Origin of the sequence: Gillisia sp. Hel_I_29 (assembly GCF_000744275.1) — a bacterium.
GTDB lineage: Bacteria > Bacteroidota > Bacteroidia > Flavobacteriales > Flavobacteriaceae > Gillisia.
The window spans coordinates 1,063,435-1,084,865 of record NZ_JQLP01000005.1 but is presented as its reverse complement, the minus strand read 5'-3'; the positions used below and the strand labels follow the sequence as shown (position 1 = coordinate 1,084,865).

The 21,431-nt window shown below is 34.1% G+C and carries 21 protein-coding genes; 12 read left to right on the top strand and 9 right to left on the bottom strand.

Annotated elements, in window-relative coordinates; all coding sequences use genetic code 11:
• Window positions 1–188 precede the first annotated feature (188 nt).
• Window positions 189–827 carry an SDR family oxidoreductase gene (locus tag P163_RS10010; RefSeq protein WP_034890353.1) on the top strand — a complete coding sequence of 213 codons (639 nt, stop codon included), beginning with the start codon at window positions 189–191 and terminating at the stop codon, window positions 825–827.
• A 254-nt stretch (window positions 828–1,081) separates the two neighbouring features.
• Window positions 1,082–1,804: an energy transducer TonB gene (locus P163_RS10005; protein ID WP_034890350.1), complete on the top strand. Its 723-nt coding sequence runs from the start codon at window positions 1,082–1,084 to the stop codon at window positions 1,802–1,804.
• A gap of 58 nt (window positions 1,805–1,862) precedes the next feature.
• On the opposite strand, the gene P163_RS10000 is transcribed toward P163_RS10005, so the two are convergent.
• Window positions 1,863–2,777 (bottom strand): YihY/virulence factor BrkB family protein, encoded by a 915-nt coding sequence (locus P163_RS10000; RefSeq protein WP_051931211.1) that lies wholly within the window; start codon window positions 2,775–2,777, stop codon window positions 1,863–1,865.
• A 230-nt stretch (window positions 2,778–3,007) separates the two neighbouring features.
• On the opposite strand from P163_RS10000, the gene P163_RS09995 reads away from it, so the two are divergent.
• From P163_RS09995 to P163_RS09980, 4 genes are read left to right on the top strand one after another with little or no spacing between them, the layout of a single operon-like run.
• Window positions 3,008–3,628 (top strand): TetR/AcrR family transcriptional regulator, encoded by a 621-nt coding sequence (locus P163_RS09995; RefSeq protein ID WP_034890347.1) that lies wholly within the window; start codon window positions 3,008–3,010, stop codon window positions 3,626–3,628.
• Window positions 3,618–4,934: a TolC family protein gene (locus P163_RS09990; RefSeq protein ID WP_034890332.1), complete on the top strand. Its 1,317-nt coding sequence runs from the start codon at window positions 3,618–3,620 to the stop codon at window positions 4,932–4,934. Before P163_RS09995 ends, P163_RS09990 begins: the two co-directional genes overlap by 11 nt.
• Window positions 4,935–4,950: 16 nt before the next feature.
• Window positions 4,951–6,033: an HlyD family secretion protein gene (locus P163_RS09985; RefSeq protein WP_034890329.1), complete on the top strand. Its 1,083-nt coding sequence runs from the start codon at window positions 4,951–4,953 to the stop codon at window positions 6,031–6,033.
• Between the two features lie 3 nt (window positions 6,034–6,036).
• Entirely contained in the window at window positions 6,037–7,614 is a 1,578-nt protein-coding gene (locus tag P163_RS09980; protein ID WP_034890326.1) for a DHA2 family efflux MFS transporter permease subunit, read from the top strand.
• Window positions 7,615–7,701: 87 nt separating this feature from the next.
• Here the strand turns inward: P163_RS09980 and yajC are convergent, their stop codons facing one another.
• The 4 genes from yajC to P163_RS09960 form a co-directional block, all read right to left on the bottom strand.
• A complete protein-coding gene (gene yajC / locus P163_RS09975; RefSeq protein ID WP_034890323.1) occupies window positions 7,702–7,998 on the bottom strand; it encodes a preprotein translocase subunit YajC in 297 nt (98 codons plus the stop codon).
• 18 nt (window positions 7,999–8,016) lie between these two features.
• Window positions 8,017–8,481 carry a DUF1573 domain-containing protein gene (locus tag P163_RS09970; RefSeq protein ID WP_034890320.1) on the bottom strand — a complete coding sequence of 155 codons (465 nt, stop codon included), beginning with the start codon at window positions 8,479–8,481 and terminating at the stop codon, window positions 8,017–8,019.
• Window positions 8,482–8,526: 45 nt separating this feature from the next.
• Window positions 8,527–9,471, bottom strand: a complete 945-nt coding sequence (gene nusB, locus P163_RS09965; RefSeq protein ID WP_034894248.1) for a transcription antitermination factor NusB — start codon at window positions 9,469–9,471, stop codon at window positions 8,527–8,529.
• Window positions 9,472–9,551: 80 nt separating this feature from the next.
• Window positions 9,552–10,652, bottom strand: coding sequence for a Glu/Leu/Phe/Val family dehydrogenase (locus P163_RS09960; RefSeq protein ID WP_034890318.1), 1,101 nt, complete (start codon window positions 10,650–10,652; stop codon window positions 9,552–9,554).
• Between the two features lie 134 nt (window positions 10,653–10,786).
• Here P163_RS09960 and P163_RS09955 point away from each other — a divergent pair, with 134 nt between their 5' ends.
• From P163_RS09955 to P163_RS09940, 4 genes are all read left to right on the top strand, one after another.
• The gene (locus tag P163_RS09955) at window positions 10,787–12,544 is read left to right on the top strand and encodes an ABC transporter ATP-binding protein (RefSeq protein WP_034890316.1); all 1,758 of its coding nucleotides are present in this window, start codon (window positions 10,787–10,789) and stop codon (window positions 12,542–12,544) included.
• Window positions 12,545–12,616: 72 nt separating this feature from the next.
• Window positions 12,617–12,997, top strand: a complete 381-nt coding sequence (locus tag P163_RS09950; protein ID WP_034890314.1) for a PUR family DNA/RNA-binding protein — start codon at window positions 12,617–12,619, stop codon at window positions 12,995–12,997.
• Window positions 12,998–13,350: 353 nt separating this feature from the next.
• The gene (locus P163_RS09945) at window positions 13,351–15,132 is read left to right on the top strand and encodes a TrkH family potassium uptake protein (protein ID WP_081891324.1); all 1,782 of its coding nucleotides are present in this window, start codon (window positions 13,351–13,353) and stop codon (window positions 15,130–15,132) included.
• 11 nt (window positions 15,133–15,143) lie between these two features.
• Window positions 15,144–15,842 (top strand): potassium channel family protein, encoded by a 699-nt coding sequence (locus P163_RS09940; RefSeq protein ID WP_034890312.1) that lies wholly within the window; start codon window positions 15,144–15,146, stop codon window positions 15,840–15,842.
• Here the strand turns inward: P163_RS09940 and P163_RS09935 are convergent.
• Both P163_RS09935 and P163_RS09930 read right to left on the bottom strand, forming a co-directional pair.
• Window positions 15,839–16,174, bottom strand: coding sequence for a tRNA-binding protein (locus P163_RS09935; RefSeq protein WP_034890309.1), 336 nt, complete (start codon window positions 16,172–16,174; stop codon window positions 15,839–15,841). The genes P163_RS09940 and P163_RS09935 overlap by 4 nt on opposite strands.
• A gap of 1 nt (window position 16,175) precedes the next feature.
• Window positions 16,176–16,634, bottom strand: coding sequence for a DUF962 domain-containing protein (locus tag P163_RS09930; RefSeq protein ID WP_034890306.1), 459 nt, complete (start codon window positions 16,632–16,634; stop codon window positions 16,176–16,178).
• Between the two features lie 65 nt (window positions 16,635–16,699).
• On the opposite strand from P163_RS09930, the gene P163_RS09925 reads away from it, so the two are divergent.
• Both P163_RS09925 and P163_RS09920 read left to right on the top strand, forming a co-directional pair.
• Window positions 16,700–17,257: a thioredoxin family protein gene (locus tag P163_RS09925; protein ID WP_034890303.1), complete on the top strand. Its 558-nt coding sequence runs from the start codon at window positions 16,700–16,702 to the stop codon at window positions 17,255–17,257.
• Window positions 17,258–17,360: 103 nt separating this feature from the next.
• Window positions 17,361–18,008: a peroxiredoxin gene (locus P163_RS09920; protein WP_034890300.1), complete on the top strand. Its 648-nt coding sequence runs from the start codon at window positions 17,361–17,363 to the stop codon at window positions 18,006–18,008.
• 59 nt (window positions 18,009–18,067) lie between these two features.
• On the opposite strand, the gene P163_RS09915 is transcribed toward P163_RS09920, so the two are convergent.
• Both P163_RS09915 and P163_RS09910 read right to left on the bottom strand, forming a co-directional pair.
• Window positions 18,068–19,000, bottom strand: a complete 933-nt coding sequence (locus P163_RS09915) for a peptidylprolyl isomerase (RefSeq protein WP_034890297.1) — start codon at window positions 18,998–19,000, stop codon at window positions 18,068–18,070.
• Window positions 19,001–19,172: 172 nt separating this feature from the next.
• Entirely contained in the window at window positions 19,173–21,371 is a 2,199-nt protein-coding gene (locus P163_RS09910; protein ID WP_034890295.1) for a RecQ family ATP-dependent DNA helicase, read from the bottom strand.
• Between the last annotated feature and the right edge of the window lie 60 nt (window positions 21,372–21,431).

Genomic DNA, 21,431 nt, shown 5'->3' with positions numbered 1-21,431 from the left:
ACCTCTGTTTTAGCAAATACTTTTATAAAGTTCAGAATTTATTGAAAACCATAACTCTGCAGTTAGGGATTAAAACAATTGTTAAATGCTTTAGTATATTCAAACTAACTATTTGAAATTATATTAAATATGAGTTAAACCCCAAATATGATATTCAAAATAATGCAGTAAGGTATTATCTTGTAACTATGGAACAGATATTAGTAGCCGGTGCCAACGGTACCACAGGAAAAAAGATTGTACAATTATTACACGAATCTCAGTATTTTAACCCTATTGCAATGGTGAGAAAAGAGGATGAACTTCCTTATTTTAAAGCTAAAAATATTGATACCGTTCTAGGAGATCTTGAAGAGGACGTTTCTCATGTATTCAAAAACAATATAGATAAGGTATTATTTGCAGCAGGATCTGGAGGTAAAAATGTAGTTGGTGTAGATCAAGAAGGTGCAAAACGATTAATTGACGCATCTAAAAAGAATAATATTAGAAAATTTGTTATGCTCAGTTCTATGGGAGCAGATGAGCCTTCTAAAGCAGAAGAGCTTCAGGATTACCTAAAAGCCAAGCACAATGCAGATGAGTATTTAAAAGATAGCGGCTTAAATTATGCAATAGTGAGACCTGGGAGTTTAACAAATGATGAGCTTACTAATAAGATAGAATTAGCTCGTAAACTTAATAAACGAGGCAAGATCAGCAGAAATGATGTTGCTCAAACCTTAGTTCATGTACTTAATGACGATGTTGCTAATAAAGCGACTTTTGAGATTCTAAGCGGAGAAACCCTCATAGGAGAAGCGTTAGATAAAGTCTCTGCAGACTAAATAAAAATTAACATTAGAATACAACGCAATCATATTTAATATGGTTGCGTTTTTTTTGATATCATTTCAACTAATAGATTTTAATTGTTTCCTCCACTAATACTAACAAATGAGATACATTATTAATTTCTTCATAAAACCTTATTTAAATAAAATTATCTCTGAATAAAACACTTAATAGATAATAAATACTATAACTCTTAGGCATGTTTATTGGTAATAATAAAAAATATTAACTTATAAACTTATAACCTATGGAATTCAAAAAAAACGCTACGGCAGATCTTAGAAAAAGATCTGTATTTTTCTTACAAATAGGGCTAATTGTTGTTCTCCTATTATGTTATTTTTTAGTAGAATGGAAGAGCTATCATCCTATTGAAAAAGCTTCTAAAGAGATAGTAATGGATAAGTTGATAGAAGAAGAAATTCCAATAACAGAATTTGTAGATCGCGCAGTACCCTCAATTCCAAAGGCAATTAAATCTGATGATATTTTAGCCATCATTGATGATAGTGAAGATGTACCTACGAATAATATTCAGCAAACAGTAGAATCACCAAGTATAGTTGATGTTGTTGATATTATTGAAATAAAACCGAAGGAAGAAATAGAGCACTATTCTTTCAAAGTTATAGAAGATGTCCCTATTTTCCCTGGGTGTGAGCGCTATTCAAACAATGAAAAGCGTAAAACATGTATGAGTGAAAAAATATCTGATTATGTTAATGCAAACTTCAACAGAGATATTGGTAATAATCTAGGACTATCTGGAATCAATAAAGTTTACGTAATGTTCAATATAGATAAAAATGGAAATGTGGTAGACATTCAGTCTAGAGCACAGCATCCAAAATTACAAGCAGAGGCAATTAGAGTTATAAGATCCCTGCCACATTTTGAGCCGGGAAAGCAACGAGGTAAGCCAGTCTCGGTCTCATACTCATTACCCATAGTTTTTCAGGTAAAAGATTAAAGTATAAAAAGCCACCTTTTGAGGTGGCTTTTCCTTATTGAATATATTTTAAGCTCAATTAGTTCTTTTTTTCTACTTTATAATCTGCAATAGAATCTGGGTGAACATAATCGTCTATTTCAGAATTGATTTCTGCTCCCAGTAAGATGATATAACAAGTGATATATAACCATAACATTAGAATTACCACTGCAGAAATAGATCCATATACTTCCCCATAATTTCCATAGTTGCTCACATAAAATGAAAATCCCCAAGAAGCAAGTAACCAGACTACAGTAGAAAATATAGCTCCTGTTACCACCCATTTAAGCTCTGGTTTTTTTCTTGCTGGGGCATATTGATAGATCAGGCACAGAAATAGTGTTACTATTACTGCCAAAACAATCCACCTTAAGAATGCTATTATATTTTCTGTACCCTCGGGCAGTCCTAGCTTATGCATTACAGTAGGAAATACCACTATAAAAGCTAAACTTATTAATAAGAGAATGGTTCCAAATATGGTAAAGATTATAGCCATTAAAATTTGCTTAAAGAAGCCTCTACTTTCTACAGTATCATATGCTATATCTATACCTTCGAACAAAGATTTTGTTCCTTTATTAGAACTCCATATACTAAATAAAATACCAATTGCGGTACCCCATCCTAAAGTGGTTCCTGGGGTAGAGAGAAATATTTCTACTCTATCCTTTAGTAACGAAAAAGCCTGCTTCGGCATCATAGCCGCCAGTTTGGATAACTCCTGCTCTATTTGTTGAGGATCTGTTGCTAATCCATAAATAGATATTAAAGCCATAATCGCTGGGAATATGGCCAAAAATGCATAGAACGCAATACCCGCAGAAACGATTCCTACGCTATCTGCAGCAATCTCATTCTTAACTTCTAAAATTATTTTCTTCCACCCAGAAAAGGAGATCTTATAAGGTGCGTCTACACAATGACTTTGGTCTTTTTCTTCTAACATTATAATTATTTGTGATCGAGGCTTAAAATAGAACAATTACACAAAGATTAAAGGGAAAGGCTTCTAAATGATTGTTAATATTTTCCTGCGAATGTGCGATTAGGTCATTTATTGCACAATGCTTTATTATTCCACGAAAACCTTATAGTGTTAAATTAAAACAAAAAATTAATTTAAACAAACGTTTAATTTAAACAATTGTTTAACTTTGTGCTCGAAATTTAGATTCTATGGAATTAAACGAGAAACAGATTCAAATTATAACTGAAGCAGAGAAACTATTTGCAGAGAATGGTTTTGCAGGTACTTCGGTGAGGCAAATAGCCAAGGAAGCAGGGGTAAATGTGGCAATGATCTCCTATTACTTTGGCTCTAAAGAGCGACTCTTAGAGGCTATGCTCATATATAGATCTGCAGATTTTAGAATGGAATTGGAGACTGTTCTTTCTATAGAGAATTCAACGTTGGAAAAGGTAGATGAAGTGGTAGCACTTATTATAAGAAGAGTTCATCACAACAGAAGAATGTACAAGATCATTCATTTTGAATACTCAAATGACACCCGAAAAATAGATTTCGAAAATTATATCAATCAGAAATTATCTAATTATAAGGTCATTGAGGAATTTGTAATTAAAGGACAAAAAGAAGGTGTTTTTTCTAAAGATCTAAATATACCGCTTACTGTACCCACAATTTTAGGTACCTATTTTAATTTCTATTATAACCTCAGATTCTTTGAAGTGCTACATAACATTACAGATGAAGCATCTTTAGATAACTACGTACACACTACCCTAACCCAACATATTCAGAAAACCATAAAAGCATTATTGACTTATGAAAATTAAACATTTTTTCCTTTCTGCAATTCTATGTTTAGGAATTGCTTCTGCAAGTGCGCAGGAAGGTAAATCTCTATCTTTAGAGCAGGCAGTAAATTTAGCCCTCACCAATAGCGATGAAGCAAAAATTTCGAATTCCCGAGTAAATACGGCAGAGAGTGAGCTTCAGGTAACAAAAAATCTTCAGTATCCAGATCTTAAGATCTCCGGACAATATCAGTATTTAACCGGAGCAGAAATAGATTTTCCTGCTGCAACTCCTTCAGAAGGTTCTGCTTCAGAGCCTACCCCAACTCCAGATGTGAATCAATTATTATTGGCACAGGCCAATATGTCGCTGCCCCTATTTTCAGGTTTCAAACTAAAGAATGCGGTAAAAGCAAGCGAAAATAATTTAAAGGCTGCTTCTCTTAATGCACAGAACGATAAGGAGCAAATAGCGCTACATACCATAATAGATTATATCAATTTATATAAAGCGCAAAAGGCTATTGAAATTATAGAAGAGAATCTTAACAGTGCCAATCTACGTGTAAAAGATTTTACTGCTATGGAAGAGAATGGTCTGTTAGCCAGAAATGATTTATTAAAAGCACAGCTGCAAGAATCTAACATTCAGCTAAGTTTAGAAGAAGCTAAAAAAAACAGCAATATTCTTAATTACAAATTAAATGTAATGTTGAAGTTGCCGGAAGCAACTAAGATCAATACGCAAGATACTAATTTCGGAAATGTTATTCCTTCTAATTTAAAAGGGATGGTTTCCAGAAGTGATCTGGAAGCGCTAACGTATCAGGAAAAAGCTGCTGAAAATCAGATCAAAATGGCAAAAAGCAAGTATTATCCTAGCATCGCGTTGGTAGGTGGATATACCAATCTGGATCTTCATAATGCACTTACTGTAAACAATGCAATTAATGTTGGCGTTGGCTTGTCTTATAATCTAGCTGATATTTTCAAAAGTAGAAGTGAGGTAAAAGTAGCTCAAAGCAAAGCGGAGGAACTTCAATACACTATAGACATGGTATCTGATAAAGTGAAGTTGCAAATAGAAAATGCCAAACAAGATTACAAACTTTCTATAAGGAAATATGAGGTTTATACAAAGTCTGAAGAGCAGGCAATAGAAAACTATAGAATTCTTAAAGATAAATATGATAATGGACTAGTAGATACCAATGATCTTTTAGAAGCAGATATAGATCAATTACAAGCTAAAATGAATTTAGCTTATGCCAATGCAGATATCACTCAAAAATATTACGAGCTATTAACCGCTCAGGGAACACTAACAAATCAATTCAACAACTAATAATCATTTTACTAAAATGGAAGAGAAGAAAAAAACAAACAAGAAATTTATAATAATAATCGCTGTATTAGTAACCGTTGGAGTTGTTTATGGAGGTTATAAATTTATTCACTCATTATCTCACGAAGAAACAGATGATGCGCAGATAGCTGCAAATATGAATCCTATAATTCCTCATGTAGGTGGTTATATAGAAAAGGTATATGTTACAGATAACCAAAAGGTATCAAAAGGAGATACGTTATTCGTTATAGATAATAGAGATTATAAGGTGCAATTACAGCAGGCAAGAGCTTCTATGGCTGCAGCAGAAAGCCAGTTTAGTGTTTCTGAGGCAAGCATAGGGTCTTATCAGGCAAATGCTGCAGCATCTAACGCACAGGTAAATACAGCACAGGGAAATATTGAAACTGCAAAGATCAATTTATGGAGAGTAACTAATGACTTTGATCGTTACAAAAATCTTTTTGAAAATCATTCTATAACAGAGCAACAATATGAGCAGGCGTTAGCTGCCAAGCAAGAAGCAGAAAGTAGATTAGAGATTTTAAAGAGTCAGTCTAAAGCAACATCCAGTCAGCGTAACGCTGCGATGTCTCAAACAGAGATCTCAAAGAAACAGGTATCTGTGGCTGAAGCTAATATTCAAAGTGCACAGGCAATGTTAGATGCAGCTCAGTTAAATCTAGATTATACAATTGTAACGTCTCCTATTGATGGTCAGCTTTCAGAAGTTGATATTCAACCAGGACAGTTCGTTCAACCAGGACAAGCTTTATTCTATTTGGTAAATATTTCAGATAAATGGGTCGTAGCAAACTTTAAAGAGACTCAGTTAGATAAAATGGCTATTGGCCAGAAAGTAGGAATAGAAGTAGATGCTTATCCAGATATGGAATTTGAAGGAACTATTACTGCATTTTCTCCTGCTACTGGGGCAAAATTCTCTCTCTTGCCTCCAGATAATGCTACTGGAAATTTTGTGAAAACCGTACAAAGATTACCTGTTAAAATTGATTTTACTGAAACAAATGATGCAGAGCAAATGAAAAAACTTCGTTCTGGAATGAATGTTTTAGTAGATGTACATGTAAAATAAGTTATGCAAGAGGAAGAAAATAGTTTAGTAGAATACGGTTTTAGAAGGGTAATCATTACCATAACCGCCATTTTATGTGCGCTTCTAGAAATTGTAGATACTACAATAGTAAATGTGGCCCTCAACGATATGAGGGGAAGTCTAGGTGCTACTCTTACAGATGTGGCCTGGGTAATTACTGCCTATGCCATTGCCAATGTGATCATTATTCCTATGACTAGTTGGCTTTCCAAACAATTTGGTAGACGTAATTACTTTGCAGCTTCTATAGTGATATTTACAGTATCCTCATTTTTATGTGGAAATGCAACAAATATCTGGGAACTAGTAGCCTTTAGGTTCATTCAAGGTATGGGTGGAGGAGCCTTATTAGTAACTGCTCAAACCATTATAACGGAAAGTTATCCTGCTGCCAAAAGAGGAATGGCGCAGGCCATTTATGGAATGGGCGTAATTGTTGGTCCTACCTTAGGACCTCCGCTAGGAGGGTATATTGTAGACCATTTTTCGTGGCCGTATATTTTTTATATCAACATACCAATAGGAATAATAGCTACATTCTTAACTTTAATCTATGTAAAGAGTCCTAAGTACGGAGATAAATTAAAAGCAAGTCAGGTAGATTGGTGGGGAATTGTATTCTTAACTTCATTTATTGGCTCTTTACAATTTGTTTTAGAACACGGGCAGCAAGATGATTGGTTTCAAGAACCATTAATAGTGATCTTGAGTGTAGTTTCCGTTTTTGGACTGATATTCTTTATATGGAGGGAGCTTACCTACGAGCATCCTATTGTGAATCTTAAAGTTTTAAAGAATAGTAATTTAAGAGTTGGAACCATCATGACCTTTATCTTAGGTTTTGGTTTGTATGGCTCTACATTTATTATTCCTATATACACGCAATCTATTTTAGGTTGGACCGCTACAGATGCCGGATTATTACTTATTCCAAGTTCTATTACTACGGGTATCATGATGCCTATAATTGGTAAGTTGATAGAGCGAGGGGTGTCGCAGAAATATTTGGTAGCTGCAGGATTTAGTATCTTCTTTTTGTATAGCTTCTGGATGTTTACCTTAATTACTCCAGATACTTCTTCAGAACAAATGTTTTGGCCATTAGTAGTGAGAGGAGTTGGTTTGGGACTTTTATTTGTACCAATTACCACCCTATCTCTTTCTACACTTAAAGGAAAAGATATTGGAGAAGGTGCTGCTTTTACAGGAATGATGAGACAATTAGGAGGATCTTTTGGAATAGCTATTATCACCACTATGATTGCCAGACTCTCTCAACAACATAGAATAGATCTTATTCCAAATATAAACGCCATGAAATTTAATGTTCAGCAAAGAATTAACGGGCTACAACAAATGTTTATGAGCAAAGGCTTTAGCGCTAATGAATCTTTAGCAAGAGCATATCAGGTTTTGGATGGTTCTGTAACCTTACAAAGTACAGTGCTCTCTTATATGGATATTTTTCTTTACTTGGGGCTTCTATTCTTAGTCTGTGTACCGTTTGTATTATTGATAAAGAAAGGTGCGGGGAAAGTAGATACTTCAGGAATGCACTAGATTTGGTTACTTAGTTAATTTGCATAGAAAAGGCTGCCTGAATTATCAGGCAGCCTTTTTATTATATAAAATAAGAGCAAAGTTTTCTTATTTTTTTTCAATAACAGCAGGTTCATTCATCTTCTTGCTCATCTCCATAGAAACTGAAGAACGATCAAAAGTAATTTTACCTGCACCGGTTTCAATAATAATAGTGTTATTTTTTTCGCTAAAATCAATCACTTTGCCATGCATACCACTTTTGGTAACTACACGATCTCCTTTTTTAAGAGCTGCTGCAAAGTTCTTTTCCTGTTTGGCTCTTTTCATTTGTGGACGTATCATAAAAAAATACACCACTACAAACATTAATATTATTGGGGCAAACTGCGTTATCTGTTCCATAAATTTATTTAGAAGCTTTTATCCTTCTGGGTTAGTCCCATCAGATTCTACAAAAGCTTTGATTCTTAATTGTTCTGAACCTTTTTCTGTATTTGCAGAAACGGTTACTGTTTTTGTTACCTGACCTTGACCAGATCCATTAAATAGAACGGTCATTTCTCCTTGCTCTCCAGGAGCAATAGATTCGTTGTGAGGATAAGAAGGCACAGTGCAACCACATGTACTAGTTGCATTTGTAATTACCAGCGGTGCTTTACCTACATTGGTAAATTTAAAGACATGCTCTACATTAGTACCCTTTGCAATATTTCCAAAATCAAATTCTTCTTCTTCGAATTTCATTTCAGGATAGTACACTTGCTCTGCATCTCGTTCTGCAGCTGTCTCTACATTTTCTGCTTTTACCTTACTAGAGGCATCATCTTTACAGGAGGTAAAAATCATTGCTCCAAAGGCTGCTATCAATAAGATACCTTTCTTCATAATTAGTTAATTTAAATTGAACGTTAAAAATACAAAAATTCTAAACTACATCAATCCCCTACCCATTTTATTTAATCTCTTTCCTTCCTGATACTCTTTAGATAATTTATCTAAAACTCCATTTACAAAAATGCTGCTTTTAGGGGTGCTATATTCTTTAGCAACCTCCAAATATTCATTAATGGTAACTTTAACAGGAATGGAATTAAAATGTAAGAATTCACAAATAGCCATCTTAATAAGAACGGTATCGATCTCTGCTATTCGCTCTTTGTCCCAATTTGGAGTCTTGCCTTCCATTTCATTGGTTAATTCATCATCATTTAGATAAACTTTTCTAAATAATTGAATCCCGAATTCTTTATCTTCAGGAGACTTGAACAACTTAGGTAGTTTTGTCTCTTCTAAAGCACCTTCTTTAAGTTTATTAAGGAATTTTAGGATCGCCGTATTCACTAAAGGAAGATCATCTAACCAGGTTAACTTTGTATCTTCTATGTAATCATACAACTTATCATTGGGAGCAATAAATTCTTTTAAAAGCAAGATCACAAAATCTTTATCTTCTTTAAAGCTAGACTCTCTGGTAGCCATATAACTTTCAAAAGCTGAGCTATTCATGATCTCTTCCCAAAGAAGAGCTACATACTCACTATCTTTGCTCCAGTGGTTTAGCTTCCTGTTCTCAATTTCTTCTTTAAAATTGATATTATTCTCCAGGATCTGGATAACTTTATTATTAATAAATTTTCTGTTGGGATCTATTTCTTCCTTAGTAGCCAGAAATTTTCTTTGAGATTTATCCAGATAGTCTTCTGAATATACCTTGATCTCGGTGATCAATTTTAACATAAGCAGGAATAAATCATACATTTCATCCATACTTTTTAAAAGGAACTTCTCCTCCGTATTGAAATTTTGATTATCGCTTTGGGTGAATGCATATAGGGATTGCATTACTTTAACTCGGATATGTCTTCTGGTTAACATAGGTGTAAAAGAACTTATAAAATTAGCAAGGCGAAAGAGATTTCTTTCGCCTTGCAAAAATAGTATTTATTTCAAACTTGTTAGTTCAAATTTTGGCTTTTTCTGTCATCTATTCGCTGTTGTGCAATTTTCAATGCAGCCAAATGTGTGGTTATATCTTTTGAAGACGCTGTCCTCAAGATCTCCATGGTTGTATTATAGATATTTTCAGTTTTACGAATGATCTCTTTTTTATCGTATCCTTCTAATTCAGCATAAACATTTATAATTCCACCTGCATTGATCAAGAAATCTGGAGCATATACGATGCCTTTATCCTGAAGTATCTTACCATGACGAAGTTCATCTGCTAATTGATTGTTAGCAGCTCCTGCAATTACAGTTGCTTTAATTCTATTAATAGTATCATCATTAATTGTAGCCCCCAAAGCACAAGGAGCGTAAATATCTACATCTGCACTATATACATCATCCACAAAAATGTTGGCTCCGTACTGTGCACTTACTTCTTGCAATCTAGCCTGGTTGATATCGCTAATAAAAACCTGTGCACCTTCTTTTACAAGATAGTCTACCAAAGTTTCTCCAACGTGCCCAATACCTTGCACTAATATCTTTTTTCCTTCTAATTTATCACTTCCATATTTAAATCCAGCAGCCGCTTTCATTCCCATATACACTCCATATGCTGTAATTGGAGATGGATTACCTGCACCCCCTTTAGATTCTGAGATACCAGTTACGTAAGGAGTAACCTCTCTTACTGTATCCATATCTTCTGTATCCATTCCTACATCTTCTGCAGTTATATATTTACCACTTAGAGAATGTACAAATTCTCCAAATTTTCGCATAAGTTCTGGGGTCTTTTGTGTTTTAGCATCTCCTATAAGAACTGCTTTTCCACCACCAAGATTCAATCCGGTTATAGCGCTTTTAAACGTCATACCTCTAGAAAGTCTAAGAACATCGTTCAACGCTTCCCACTCAGTGCTATAATTCCACATTCTAGTGCCTCCAAGAGCAGGACCTAAAACCGTATTATGAATACCAATTATTGCCTTTAAACCTGTATCTTTGTCATTACAAAAAACCACTTGCTCGTGGTTGTCAAAGGATAGCTGTCCGAATACCGGTGCAGCTTTTTTAAGTTCACTTGCGTTTAAAACGTCAACCTGCATAAATTGAAAATTTAAGATTTAAATTTTTTTGTTTTTCTGAAAATCAGACTACAAAAATAATTAATATTTTAAGTTATGGGAAAAAATGCCGACATAAATTGCGAATCTCACAAGAATTGAATTAAGTTTTTTAAATGAAAGAATTACAGCACCTCAATAAATATTTCCTTAAATACAAGTGGAAATTAATTTTAGGCCTACTTATAACTGTTGTTGCCAGAATATTTGCACTATATCCGGTTCAATTTATTGGTAATTCCACCAGCACTATAGAAAAATATGTAAATGGAGAAATTACCGATGCAGCCATATTAAGAAGTGAACTTTTTTATAATATCGCTTTAATAATTGGCGCCACCCTAGTTTCTGCGTTTTTTACATTTTTAATGAGACAGATCTTTATCGTTATCTCCAGACATATGGAATTCGATCTTAAAAATGAAGTCTACCATCAATACCAAAGACTCTCATTAAATTTCTACAAACAGAATCGTACGGGAGATCTAATGAACAGAATAAGTGATGATGTCTCCAAAGTAAGAATGTATCTGGGACCGGCAATTATGTATAGTGTTACCACTCTAACGCTTTTTATAATTGTGATCTGGTATATGGTAAAAACAGCACCCCTTCTTACTTTATATACGGTAGCTCCTTTACCTATCCTTTCTTTCGCTATCTATAAATTAAGCGTTGCCATTCATAAGAGAAGTACCATCGTACAACAATACCTTTCAAAATTAAACACATTTACTCAGGAAAGTTTTAGCGGAATTTCCGTGATAAAATCTTACGGCTTAGAACAGCAAACAAACTCTAATTTTATTGAATTATCTAACGGGAGTAAAGAAAAGAATCTGGATCTGGTTAAAGTGCAAGCCTTTTTCTTCCCTATGATGGTACTGCTAATAGGACTTAGTAACACCTTGGTTATTTTTATTGGAGGAAGGCAGGTAATTAATGGAGAAATTGAAAATATTGGAGTGATAGTGGAATTTCTGCTATATGTGAATATGCTTACCTGGCCTGTTGCCACTGTAGGTTGGGTCACCTCTATAGTTCAACAAGCAGAAGCTTCTCAAAAACGTATCAATGAATTTCTAAAAGAAGAACCTCAAATAAAGAATTTAGAACCAACAGTTTCTAAGATCAATGGTGATATTCAGTTTAAAGATGTGAGCTTTACATATGAAGACACAAATATTACAGCTCTAAAAAATGTTTCTTTTAGCGTTAATAGAGGTGAGACTTTAGCAATTATTGGTAAAACAGGTTCCGGGAAATCTACTATCTTAGAATTAATAGGAAGACTTTATGATGTTCAAACAGGAGAAATAGCTATTGATAAAAAGAATATTAGAGATCTAAACTTATATAGTTTAAGAAACTCTATTGGTTACGTGCCCCAAGACGCATTTTTATTTAGTGATTCTATTAAGAATAACATAAGATTTGGAAAAACCACTGCTACAGATGAAGAAGTAATTGAAGCTGCAAAAAATGCAGCAGTGCATAAAAACATTAAAGATTTTACACATGGTTATGATACTGTACTCGGCGAACGTGGAATTACACTTTCTGGAGGTCAGAAGCAACGAGTTTCAATAGCACGGGCAATTATACATGATCCTCAAATTCTTCTTTTTGATGATTGTTTATCTGCTGTAGATACAGAAACTGAAGAGGAAATTTTAAATAATCTTTTCAAAATATCTAAAGATAAGACCACTATAATTGTTAGTCATAGAATATCTTCTGCTAAAAATGCAGACAATATTATAATTCTTGAAGATGGAGAAATCGTTCAGCAAGGATCTCATCAAAAGTTAATAGAGATTGATGGTTATTACAAAGAGCTCTACGCAAAACAGCTAAGTGAAAAAGAAATGTGAAAATTTGTTGCGAAATGTTAAAAATTTTTAGATTTTTGGGCGTACTTTAAAAAAACTATAAAGATTTATTTTATGAGTGAAAATGGAATGATGGAGAAAGATGAGATTTTCTCTAAAGTATTACGAGCAGGAAGACGCACTTATTTTTTTGATGTGAGAGCTACCAAGGCAGACGATTATTACCTTACGATTACAGAAAGTAAGAAATTCACGAATGCTGATGGATCTTTTCATTACAAAAAACATAAAATTTACTTGTATAAAGAAGATTTTGAAGGATTCACAGAGATCCTTAATGAAATGACAGATTACATAGTGGAAGAGAAAGGTGAAGAAGTAATTAGCGATAAGCACCAAAAAGATTTCAAAAAAGAATATCAGGAAGAAGAAGTAGAATCTCATTCTAGCACTTCTCCAGATAAATTTACAGATATTAGTTTTGAAGATATTTAAACCACTTCAATACTATTTTATAACCGTCTAGAGCAATCTAGGCGGTTTTTTTATTCTAATAATAAATATATAACATTGCTCTATCCTTTATATTATTGTAAACAACATCATATTGAGAAGGAAACAGTAATAAATTCAAATCTTAACTAATTACTTCTTTTAGTTTACTTAATTTTGCATGTAATTCTAAATAATTCATGCATTGAATATTTCTGATTCTTTTAATACTCTATTAAATTCTTTTTATCAGCTACTTATATCTACAACTCTTAAGTTAGTAGCAAATCACACAACCAATTTTGATCATTCTTTAGTTCTAGAAGATCAAATACTTTCAAAGGAAATCTGTTAAGATGAAAATGTTAGAGAATATCCAGTCTTTTCAATGGTCGCCTAGATTTACGCATATCATTCAGCGCATTTCGTTCTGGCTGAGTCTTATCTCTGTAATCCTGGTTTTTTACGATCTGGGGTTTCAAAAAAGTGATACTACAGCACAGCGATTAATTACTATATATCTTTCAGCACTTTTTGTTGGCTGTATATCTATTGGCTTAAGATATATCTTCTCTGGCAAACACCCCGGCTTTAAGGTAAAAGTTATAGATATTATTATACTTACATTGTTTGTATTCCTAATAATTATAAGGACAGATCTACTGGTGGCAGACCTTGGATTCTTCAATAAAAAAGGATGGCTTTACCTGGCAGTGTTTCTTTATTTTATTAGAGAATTTTCTTCATTGAGATTAGATTTTAAGACTCAGTATTTTAATCCTGCACAACTGTTTATTACTAGTTTCCTTGGAATTATCTTAATTGGTACTTTCCTCCTCTTACTACCTAATGCCACTCATTCTGGAATATCTCTTATAGATGCTCTTTTTACCTCTACAAGTGCAGTATGCGTTACAGGATTGATAGTTGTAGATACCGGAAGCTATTTCACTCAATTCGGACAAACCATTATTCTAGTGTTGATACAATTGGGAGGTATCGGGATCATGACCTTTGCAACTTATTTTAGTTATTTCTTTAGAGGACAAAGCAGTTATGAGACGCAACTTATGATGCGTGATATGACAAATTCAGAAAAGATAGGAGAAGTATTCTCTGCTATGAAAAGGATATTACTCATCACGTTTACCATAGAATTTATTGGTGGGATTCTAATATTCTTTAGCTTAGGTAAGAGTATAACGGGTATTGGAACTAAATTGTTCTTTTCTACTTTTCATACAATTTCCAGCTTCTGTAATGCAGGATTTTCTACACTGGCAAATAGTTTATACGAACCCGGATTTAGATTTAATTATCCCTTGCACATCATATTAGCCTTACTTTTTATTCTTGGAGGATTAGGTTTTCCAATAGTATTAAACGTCTACACCTATTTTAAGCACTTAATTATTAATAGGGTTTTACCTCTTAGAAAAAATGAGAGATGCTTACACAGACCTTGGGTTATTAATATGAATACCAGAATAGTATTACTTTCTACCTTCGTGTTACTTATTGGTGGTAGTATAGGTTTCTATGCTTTAGAATATGATAATACGCTTGCTGCTCATACTGAGTTCGGTAAAATAGTAACCGCCTTTTTTGGTGCTGCTACTCCTAGAACCGCAGGTTTTAATAGTATAGATTATGCAGATCTAAGATTTGGAACGCTCATGTTAATTTTCCTATTAATGTGGATTGGAGCGTCTCCTGCATCTACCGGGGGTGGTATTAAAACAAGCACATTTGCAATTGCAACACTTAACTTTTTTAGCTTAGCAAAAGGTAAAGATAGAATAGAATTATATAAAAGAGAGATTGCCGATATTTCTGTAAGAAGAGCATTCGCTATTATTTCTCTTTCGCTTATGGTTATAGGAATAGCTATTTCACTTATAGTTTCCTTTGATCCCGATCAAAACTTATTAAAGATAGCATTTGAATGTTTCTCTGCTTATAGTACGGTAGGTCTTAGCATGGGAATAACCTCAGCACTATCAGACCCTAGTAAAATGGTTCTAATAGCAACCATGTTTATAGGAAGGGTAAGTATGCTTACCATATTAATAGCAATGTTACGTAGAGTAAGACACTTAAATTATAAGTATCCTACAGAAGAAATCTTGATAAACTAATAGATCACCACATGAAGTATATAGTAATTGGACTCGGAAATTTTGGCTCATCCCTTGCAGAAAAGCTTACAAAAATGGGAAATGAAGTTATAGGAGTTGATCTTAAGATGGATAAAGTGGAAGCTCTTAAAGATAAGATCACCCACGCAATTTGTTTAGATTCTACAGATATTAATGCGGTTTCACACCTACCTTTAAAAGATACAGATATTGTTATTGTTGCTATTGGTGAAGATAAAGGAGCTCTTATTATGACTACTGCACTAATGAAGCAGCTAAAGGTGAAACGATTAATTAGTCGAGCCGTCACTCCTTTACAACAAATGGTATTACAGGCAATGGGTGTAGATGAAATAATACATCCTGAAGAAGAAACTGCAGAGCGTTGGGCAAAGAAATTAAATCTTCATGGAGTGGTAGATTCTTTTGAACTTACAGGACATTTCAGTATTGTAGAGATTAAGGTACCTAAAAGATATGAAGGAAGAACACTTCAGGAAATTGGCCTTAGAAGAGCCTATAACATCATAGTACTTACTACCATTAAAATGATACCTAATGAAAATATGCTAGGTGTTACTACGCAGGAATCTGAAGTTCAAGGAGTAGCATCTTCAGAAACCGTATTACATCCGGATGATATTATGGTGCTTTACGGGAAAAATTCTGATATTAAAAAACTGTTGTTAGAGAACAAAGCTGATATTTAACCTACTCTTAATCCATTTTCCACTTTGTGATCTGGGTTGAGTAGAACAATATCATTATTTGGACCTATAGCTCCTAGAACCAGGCATTCGCTCATAATATTCGCTATCTGCTTTTTAGGAAAATTGACCACTGCAATTATTTGTTTTCCTTCAAGATCTGAAATAGTATATCTCGAGGTGATCTGTGCCGAAGATCGCTTCATCCCCAATTCATCGCCAAAATCTATTGTGAGAATATAGGCTGGTTTTTTAGCTTTATGAAATACTTCTGCACTAATGATGGTTCCTACACGCATCTCCACTTTTTCAAAATCGTTCCAATTTATTTCCATACTATTTAAATAATTTATAAAGTACCCACGCCGGACCAATTAATAAGAACTGAAGATCTTTTAAGAAGGATGGCTTCTCACCTTCAATTTTATGTCCGTAGAACTGTCCTATCCAGGCAAGAAAAAAAATTGCAAGTGAAACAATCCATAACGGGGCTATAAGTGAAATAAGATGATTAATTACCAAACATAGAAACCCAAAAACAGCCATCATTAACCCCATTTTTATAGAGAGGTTAAAATAAAAGATGAGTACAACTATTAATACAACCAATGCCCAATTTTCAAATACTGGATGATCACCTTTTAAAAGATCTTCCAAAAAATAGGCAGGTATACACATAATTAAGCCAACAATAGAAAGGAATATTGCCGGCACGCATATATAATGAATGTATTGATTGGTTTGATTTTGATGACTTACAGAATATTCTTCAAACCATTCATTTAAACGCTTCATAATCTGTATTTTTACTAAAGATATTAATTTAGTAGTTATCCTAGTAATCTAAACCATATTTCAGAATGTCTCTCACTCCATCTACCATGCTCCCATTAGGTACAAAGGCTCCGAATTTTAAGCTTTATGATGTAATAAGTCAGAATAGCTTAAGTCTAGAACAACTTCGAGGAGAAAATGGAACCATGATAATGTTCATTTGTAATCATTGCCCTTTTGTAAAACATGTTAATGATGAAATTGTAAGAGTTGCCAATGATTATCGCGTTCACGGTTTTAGTTTTATTGCCATTATGAGTAATGATACGGTAGCCTATCCTGAAGACGATCCTAAATTAATGGTAGAAAATGCCATAAAGTATAATTACTCTTTTCCATATCTCTATGATGAAACGCAACAAGTTGCCAAGGAGTATGATGCTGCTTGCACCCCAGATTTTTTTCTTTTTGATCAGGATCTAGAATTGATCTATCGCGGACAATTAGATGACTCAAGACCAGGCAATGGGATCTCATTAAATGGACGAAGCATACGAGAAGCTTTAGATGCAATTATAAATAACAGAAAGGTTTCTATGCTACAGAAGCCGAGCGTTGGTTGTTCCATAAAGTGGAAAAAATAACACTTCTCTATTTCTATATTGCAAATTTGATAAGACATTAACAGCCTTCCAAATCATTAATGCTTAACTTTAGATTATATATTTTACAAAAAATAATAATTCTATGAGCACACTAAAATTAGGAGATCAAGCACCAAATTTTGATGCAGAAACTTCAGATGGAAAAATCAACTTTTATGATTATTTAGGAGATAGCTGGGGAATTCTTTTCTCTCATCCTGCAGATTATACACCGGTATGTACTACAGAACTTGGTACTGCTGCTAGATATAAACCAGAATTCGACAAACGCAATGTTAAGATGATTGCCTTGAGTGTGGATGGTGTTGAGTCTCACAAAGATTGGATAAAAGATATTAATGAAACTCAAAACACTACAGTAAACTTCCCAATTATAGCAGATGAAGATAGGAAAGTAGCAGATCTTTATGATATGATGCATCCTAAAGCTAATGATACACTTACAGTGAGATCTGTATTTATAATCGCTCCAGATAAAAGTATCAAGCTTATGTTGACATACCCTGCTAGTACTGGAAGGAATTTTGATGAACTGGTAAGAGTAATAGATTCGTTACAGTTAACCGCTTATAATAAAGTAGCCACCCCAGCAAATTGGAAGAATGGTGAAGATGTGGTTATTAGTCCATCGGTTTCGAATGAAGATGCCAAGACGATGTTTCCAAAAGGCTTTAAAGAAATAAAGCCTTATTTAAGACTCACGCCACAGCCGGAACTTAAAAATAGTTAACTACAAAAAAACCTCCTTTATCAAAATAAAGGAGGTTTTGTATTTAAAGTTATATAAACTTATTTTACTGCTACCAATTCAACATCGAATATTAAAGTTGCATTAGGAGGAATAACTCCACCTGCACCTCTTTCTCCATATGCTAAATGAGAAGGTATAACAAATCTTGCTTGATCTCCTACACTTAGTAATTGAATACCTTCATCCCACCCTTCAATAACATGACCTTGTCCTAAAGGAAAGTCTATTGGTTCATTTCTTTTATAAGAAGAATCAAAAACACTTCCATCAGGAAGCATTCCTTTATAGTGCACAGAAACAGTTTTACCTTTTTCTGCTTTAGGTCCATGTCCTTTTTCTTCGATCTTATATCTTAATCCGCTAGAAGTTTTTACGAAACCTTGAGATAGTTCTCCTAAAAGTTCTTCTTGTTGTTTTTTCGCAGCAGCTTCCCTTTCTTCTTTAGCTCCGTTAAAACTTCTAAACTCTTCAACTCCGTTAAAACCTTCAGCTGCAGCACCAACTCTTAAAATTTCTAAAGATTCAATCTTATCTCCTTGTGCAATTGCATTTACTACATCCTGACCTTCTATTACACTTCCAAAAACAGTATGTTTACCATCTAACCATGGTGTTGCTGTGTGTGTTATAAAGAACTGACTTCCATTAGTTCCAGGACCTGCGTTAGCCATAGATAATTTACCTGGAGCGTCATGTGTAAGATCTGGGTGAATCTCATCGGCAAAGTTGTAACCAGGCCCACCAGTTCCATTTCCTTTAGGGTCTCCCCCTTGGATCATAAAATCTGGAATAACTCTATGAAATTTCAAACCATTATAATAAGGCTTGCCTTGAGGAATTGCTTTATTGTCTAATTTCCCTTCTGCCAATCCAACAAAGTTTCCAACTGTGCCAGGTGTTTTCTCAAATTCTAATTGAACTAGGATCTCTCCTTTATTAGTATTGAATTTTGCGTATAATCCGTCTTGCATGTCGCAGTTTTTTATAATTAATTCTGCAAAGATAAGGATTTGAAAAAGTAAGCAGTAAGGCTTAGCTAGAATTTAAGAATAAAAATGGTCTCAGATAGAGTTATCTAGCCAATTCTATTAAAAGATGTAAGCACTTCTATACTTTCATAAAATTTCTATCGTCTTAATCGAATTAATTAGCTACTTCACTAATAAATTTAATCCTATACAAACGCAATTCTTCATCATCGTAATCTCCATCAAATTCCTCTAAAGCAACTTCGATCTTATCTGAATCTGCTTCAAGAAAATATTCATGAATTTCCTCTTGTTGATCGTCATCCAGAATTTCATCTATCCAATAATCTATATTAAGTTTGGTACCACTGTAAACTATGGCTTCCATTTCCTTAATAAAATCATTCATAGACATTCCTTTGGCCGATGCTATATCATCCAAAGGCAATTTTCTATCCACGTTCTGAATTATGTACAATTTTAGTCCGCTATTGGCTCCAGTAGTTTTAACAACAAGATCATCGGGCCTCACAATATCATTATCCTTTACATAATCACTGATAAGCGCTACGAAATCCTTACCGTATTTTTTAGCCTTCCCCTCACCTACTCCATGAATATTACTAAGCTCTTCAATATCTATTGGATATTTAAGCGCCATATCTTCAAATGAAGGATCTTGAAAAACTGCAAATGGAGGAACCCCTAATTTTTTAGCAACCTTTTTACGAAGATCTTTCAGCATTTTAACTAATTGCGCATCTACGCTAGCCGCGCTAGATTTAGGGGCAGTAATTTCGGCTTCTGTAGTACTATCAAAAATATGATCTTCTGTCATCATGAAAGAAGATGGACTTTTAATATAATCTTTACCTTTTGGAGTTAATTTAACCACGCCATAAGTTTCTATATCTTTTTTGAGCATGCCGGCCACCAAGACCTGTCTTATTAGAGCCATCCAGTATTTAGGATCTTTATCTTTTCCCTTACCAAATAGTCGATGCTCATCTGTTTTATGAGAAACAATGAGAGCATTCGCTTTTCCAACCATGGTATTCACCACTTCTTTAGCCTTATAAAGTTGCTTGGTTTCCTTAATGGTATTTAGCAACAATGCTACATCTTCTTGAGCTTCGTTCTTTTTCTTTGGATTTCTTACATTATCATCCATAGAAGCACCATCACCGGTTTTATCATCAAAAGATTCACCGAAATAATGCAGTAAAAATTTTCTTCGAGACATTGATGTTTCTGAATAAGCTACAACTTCTTGCAACAATGCATGACCTATCTCTTGCTCTGCTACAGGCTTACCGCTCATAAATTTTTCAAGCTTTTCTATATCTTTATAAGAATAGAAAGCAAGGCAATGTCCTTCTCCACCATCTCTACCAGCTCTACCAGTTTCTTGGTAATAACTTTCTAAGCTTTTAGGAATATCATGATGTATTACAAACCTAACATCTGGCTTATCTATCCCCATTCCAAAAGCAATGGTGGCAACCACAACATCTACATCTTCCATAATAAACATATCTTGATGTTTAATTCTGGTCTTTGCATCTAATCCAGCATGATATGGAACAGCAGAGATTCCATTTACCTGAAGTGTTTGTGCTAATTCTTCTACCCTCTTTCGGCTAAGGCAGTAGATAATTCCAGATTTCCCTACATTTTGTTTTATAAAACGAATGATATCTGAATCTACATTTTTGGTCTTTGGCCTTATTTCATAATATAGATTAGGCCTATTAAAACTAGCCTTAAACGTATTAGCATCTGTAATCCCAAGATTTTTGAGAATATCTTCCTGAACTTTAGGGGTTGCCGTAGCAGTAAGTCCTATAATGGGAATATTATCTCCAATTCTCTTTATTATATGTCTAAGATTACGGTATTCTGGCCTAAAATCATGGCCCCATTCACTTATACAATGTGCTTCATCTACCGCCAGAAAAGATATTTTCACAGTTCTTAAGAACTCCACATTCTCTTCTTTAGTAAGAGATTCCGGAGCTACATAGAGGAGTTTAGTAACCCCATTAACTATATCCTCCTTTACTCTTTTGACTTCAGATTTATTAAGTGAAGAATTTAAAACGTGAGCAACACCATACTCTGAGGAGATTCCTCTAATGGCATCTACCTGATTCTTCATTAAAGCAATTAAAGGAGACACAACAATTGCTGTTCCCTCTTGAATTAATGCTGGCAGCTGATAACATAATGATTTACCACCACCGGTAGGCATTATCACAAAGGTATCCTGCCTATTGACGATACTTGTGATTACTTGTTCCTGAAGACCTTTGAATTGGCTGAATCCAAAGTACTTTTTAAGTTGTTGGTGTAAATCGATTTCCGTAGAACTCATTCAATTGTGTTACAATTTTACATACATTTGCACAAATAAAGATACGTATTTCTTTAGTAT

Coding starts and splice junctions, on each gene's coding strand:
- P163_RS10010 (WP_034890353.1), top strand. CDS start 189: ATGGAACAGATATTAGTAGCCGGTGCCAACGGTACCACAGGAAAAAAG.
- P163_RS10005 (WP_034890350.1), top strand. CDS start 1,082: ATGGAATTCAAAAAAAACGCTACGGCAGATCTTAGAAAAAGATCTGTA.
- P163_RS10000 (WP_051931211.1), bottom strand. CDS start 2,777: ATGTTAGAAGAAAAAGACCAAAGTCATTGTGTAGACGCACCTTATAAG.
- P163_RS09995 (WP_034890347.1), top strand. CDS start 3,008: ATGGAATTAAACGAGAAACAGATTCAAATTATAACTGAAGCAGAGAAA.
- P163_RS09990 (WP_034890332.1), top strand. CDS start 3,618: ATGAAAATTAAACATTTTTTCCTTTCTGCAATTCTATGTTTAGGAATT.
- P163_RS09985 (WP_034890329.1), top strand. CDS start 4,951: ATGGAAGAGAAGAAAAAAACAAACAAGAAATTTATAATAATAATCGCT.
- P163_RS09980 (WP_034890326.1), top strand. CDS start 6,037: ATGCAAGAGGAAGAAAATAGTTTAGTAGAATACGGTTTTAGAAGGGTA.
- yajC (WP_034890323.1), bottom strand. CDS start 7,998: ATGGAACAGATAACGCAGTTTGCCCCAATAATATTAATGTTTGTAGTG.
- P163_RS09970 (WP_034890320.1), bottom strand. CDS start 8,481: ATGAAGAAAGGTATCTTATTGATAGCAGCCTTTGGAGCAATGATTTTT.
- nusB (WP_034894248.1), bottom strand. CDS start 9,471: ATGTTAACCAGAAGACATATCCGAGTTAAAGTAATGCAATCCCTATAT.
- P163_RS09960 (WP_034890318.1), bottom strand. CDS start 10,652: ATGCAGGTTGACGTTTTAAACGCAAGTGAACTTAAAAAAGCTGCACCG.
- P163_RS09955 (WP_034890316.1), top strand. CDS start 10,787: ATGAAAGAATTACAGCACCTCAATAAATATTTCCTTAAATACAAGTGG.
- P163_RS09950 (WP_034890314.1), top strand. CDS start 12,617: ATGAGTGAAAATGGAATGATGGAGAAAGATGAGATTTTCTCTAAAGTA.
- P163_RS09945 (WP_081891324.1), top strand. CDS start 13,351: ATGAAAATGTTAGAGAATATCCAGTCTTTTCAATGGTCGCCTAGATTT.
- P163_RS09940 (WP_034890312.1), top strand. CDS start 15,144: ATGAAGTATATAGTAATTGGACTCGGAAATTTTGGCTCATCCCTTGCA.
- P163_RS09935 (WP_034890309.1), bottom strand. CDS start 16,174: ATGGAAATAAATTGGAACGATTTTGAAAAAGTGGAGATGCGTGTAGGA.
- P163_RS09930 (WP_034890306.1), bottom strand. CDS start 16,634: ATGAAGCGTTTAAATGAATGGTTTGAAGAATATTCTGTAAGTCATCAA.
- P163_RS09925 (WP_034890303.1), top strand. CDS start 16,700: ATGTCTCTCACTCCATCTACCATGCTCCCATTAGGTACAAAGGCTCCG.
- P163_RS09920 (WP_034890300.1), top strand. CDS start 17,361: ATGAGCACACTAAAATTAGGAGATCAAGCACCAAATTTTGATGCAGAA.
- P163_RS09915 (WP_034890297.1), bottom strand. CDS start 19,000: ATGCAAGACGGATTATACGCAAAATTCAATACTAATAAAGGAGAGATC.
- P163_RS09910 (WP_034890295.1), bottom strand. CDS start 21,371: ATGAGTTCTACGGAAATCGATTTACACCAACAACTTAAAAAGTACTTT.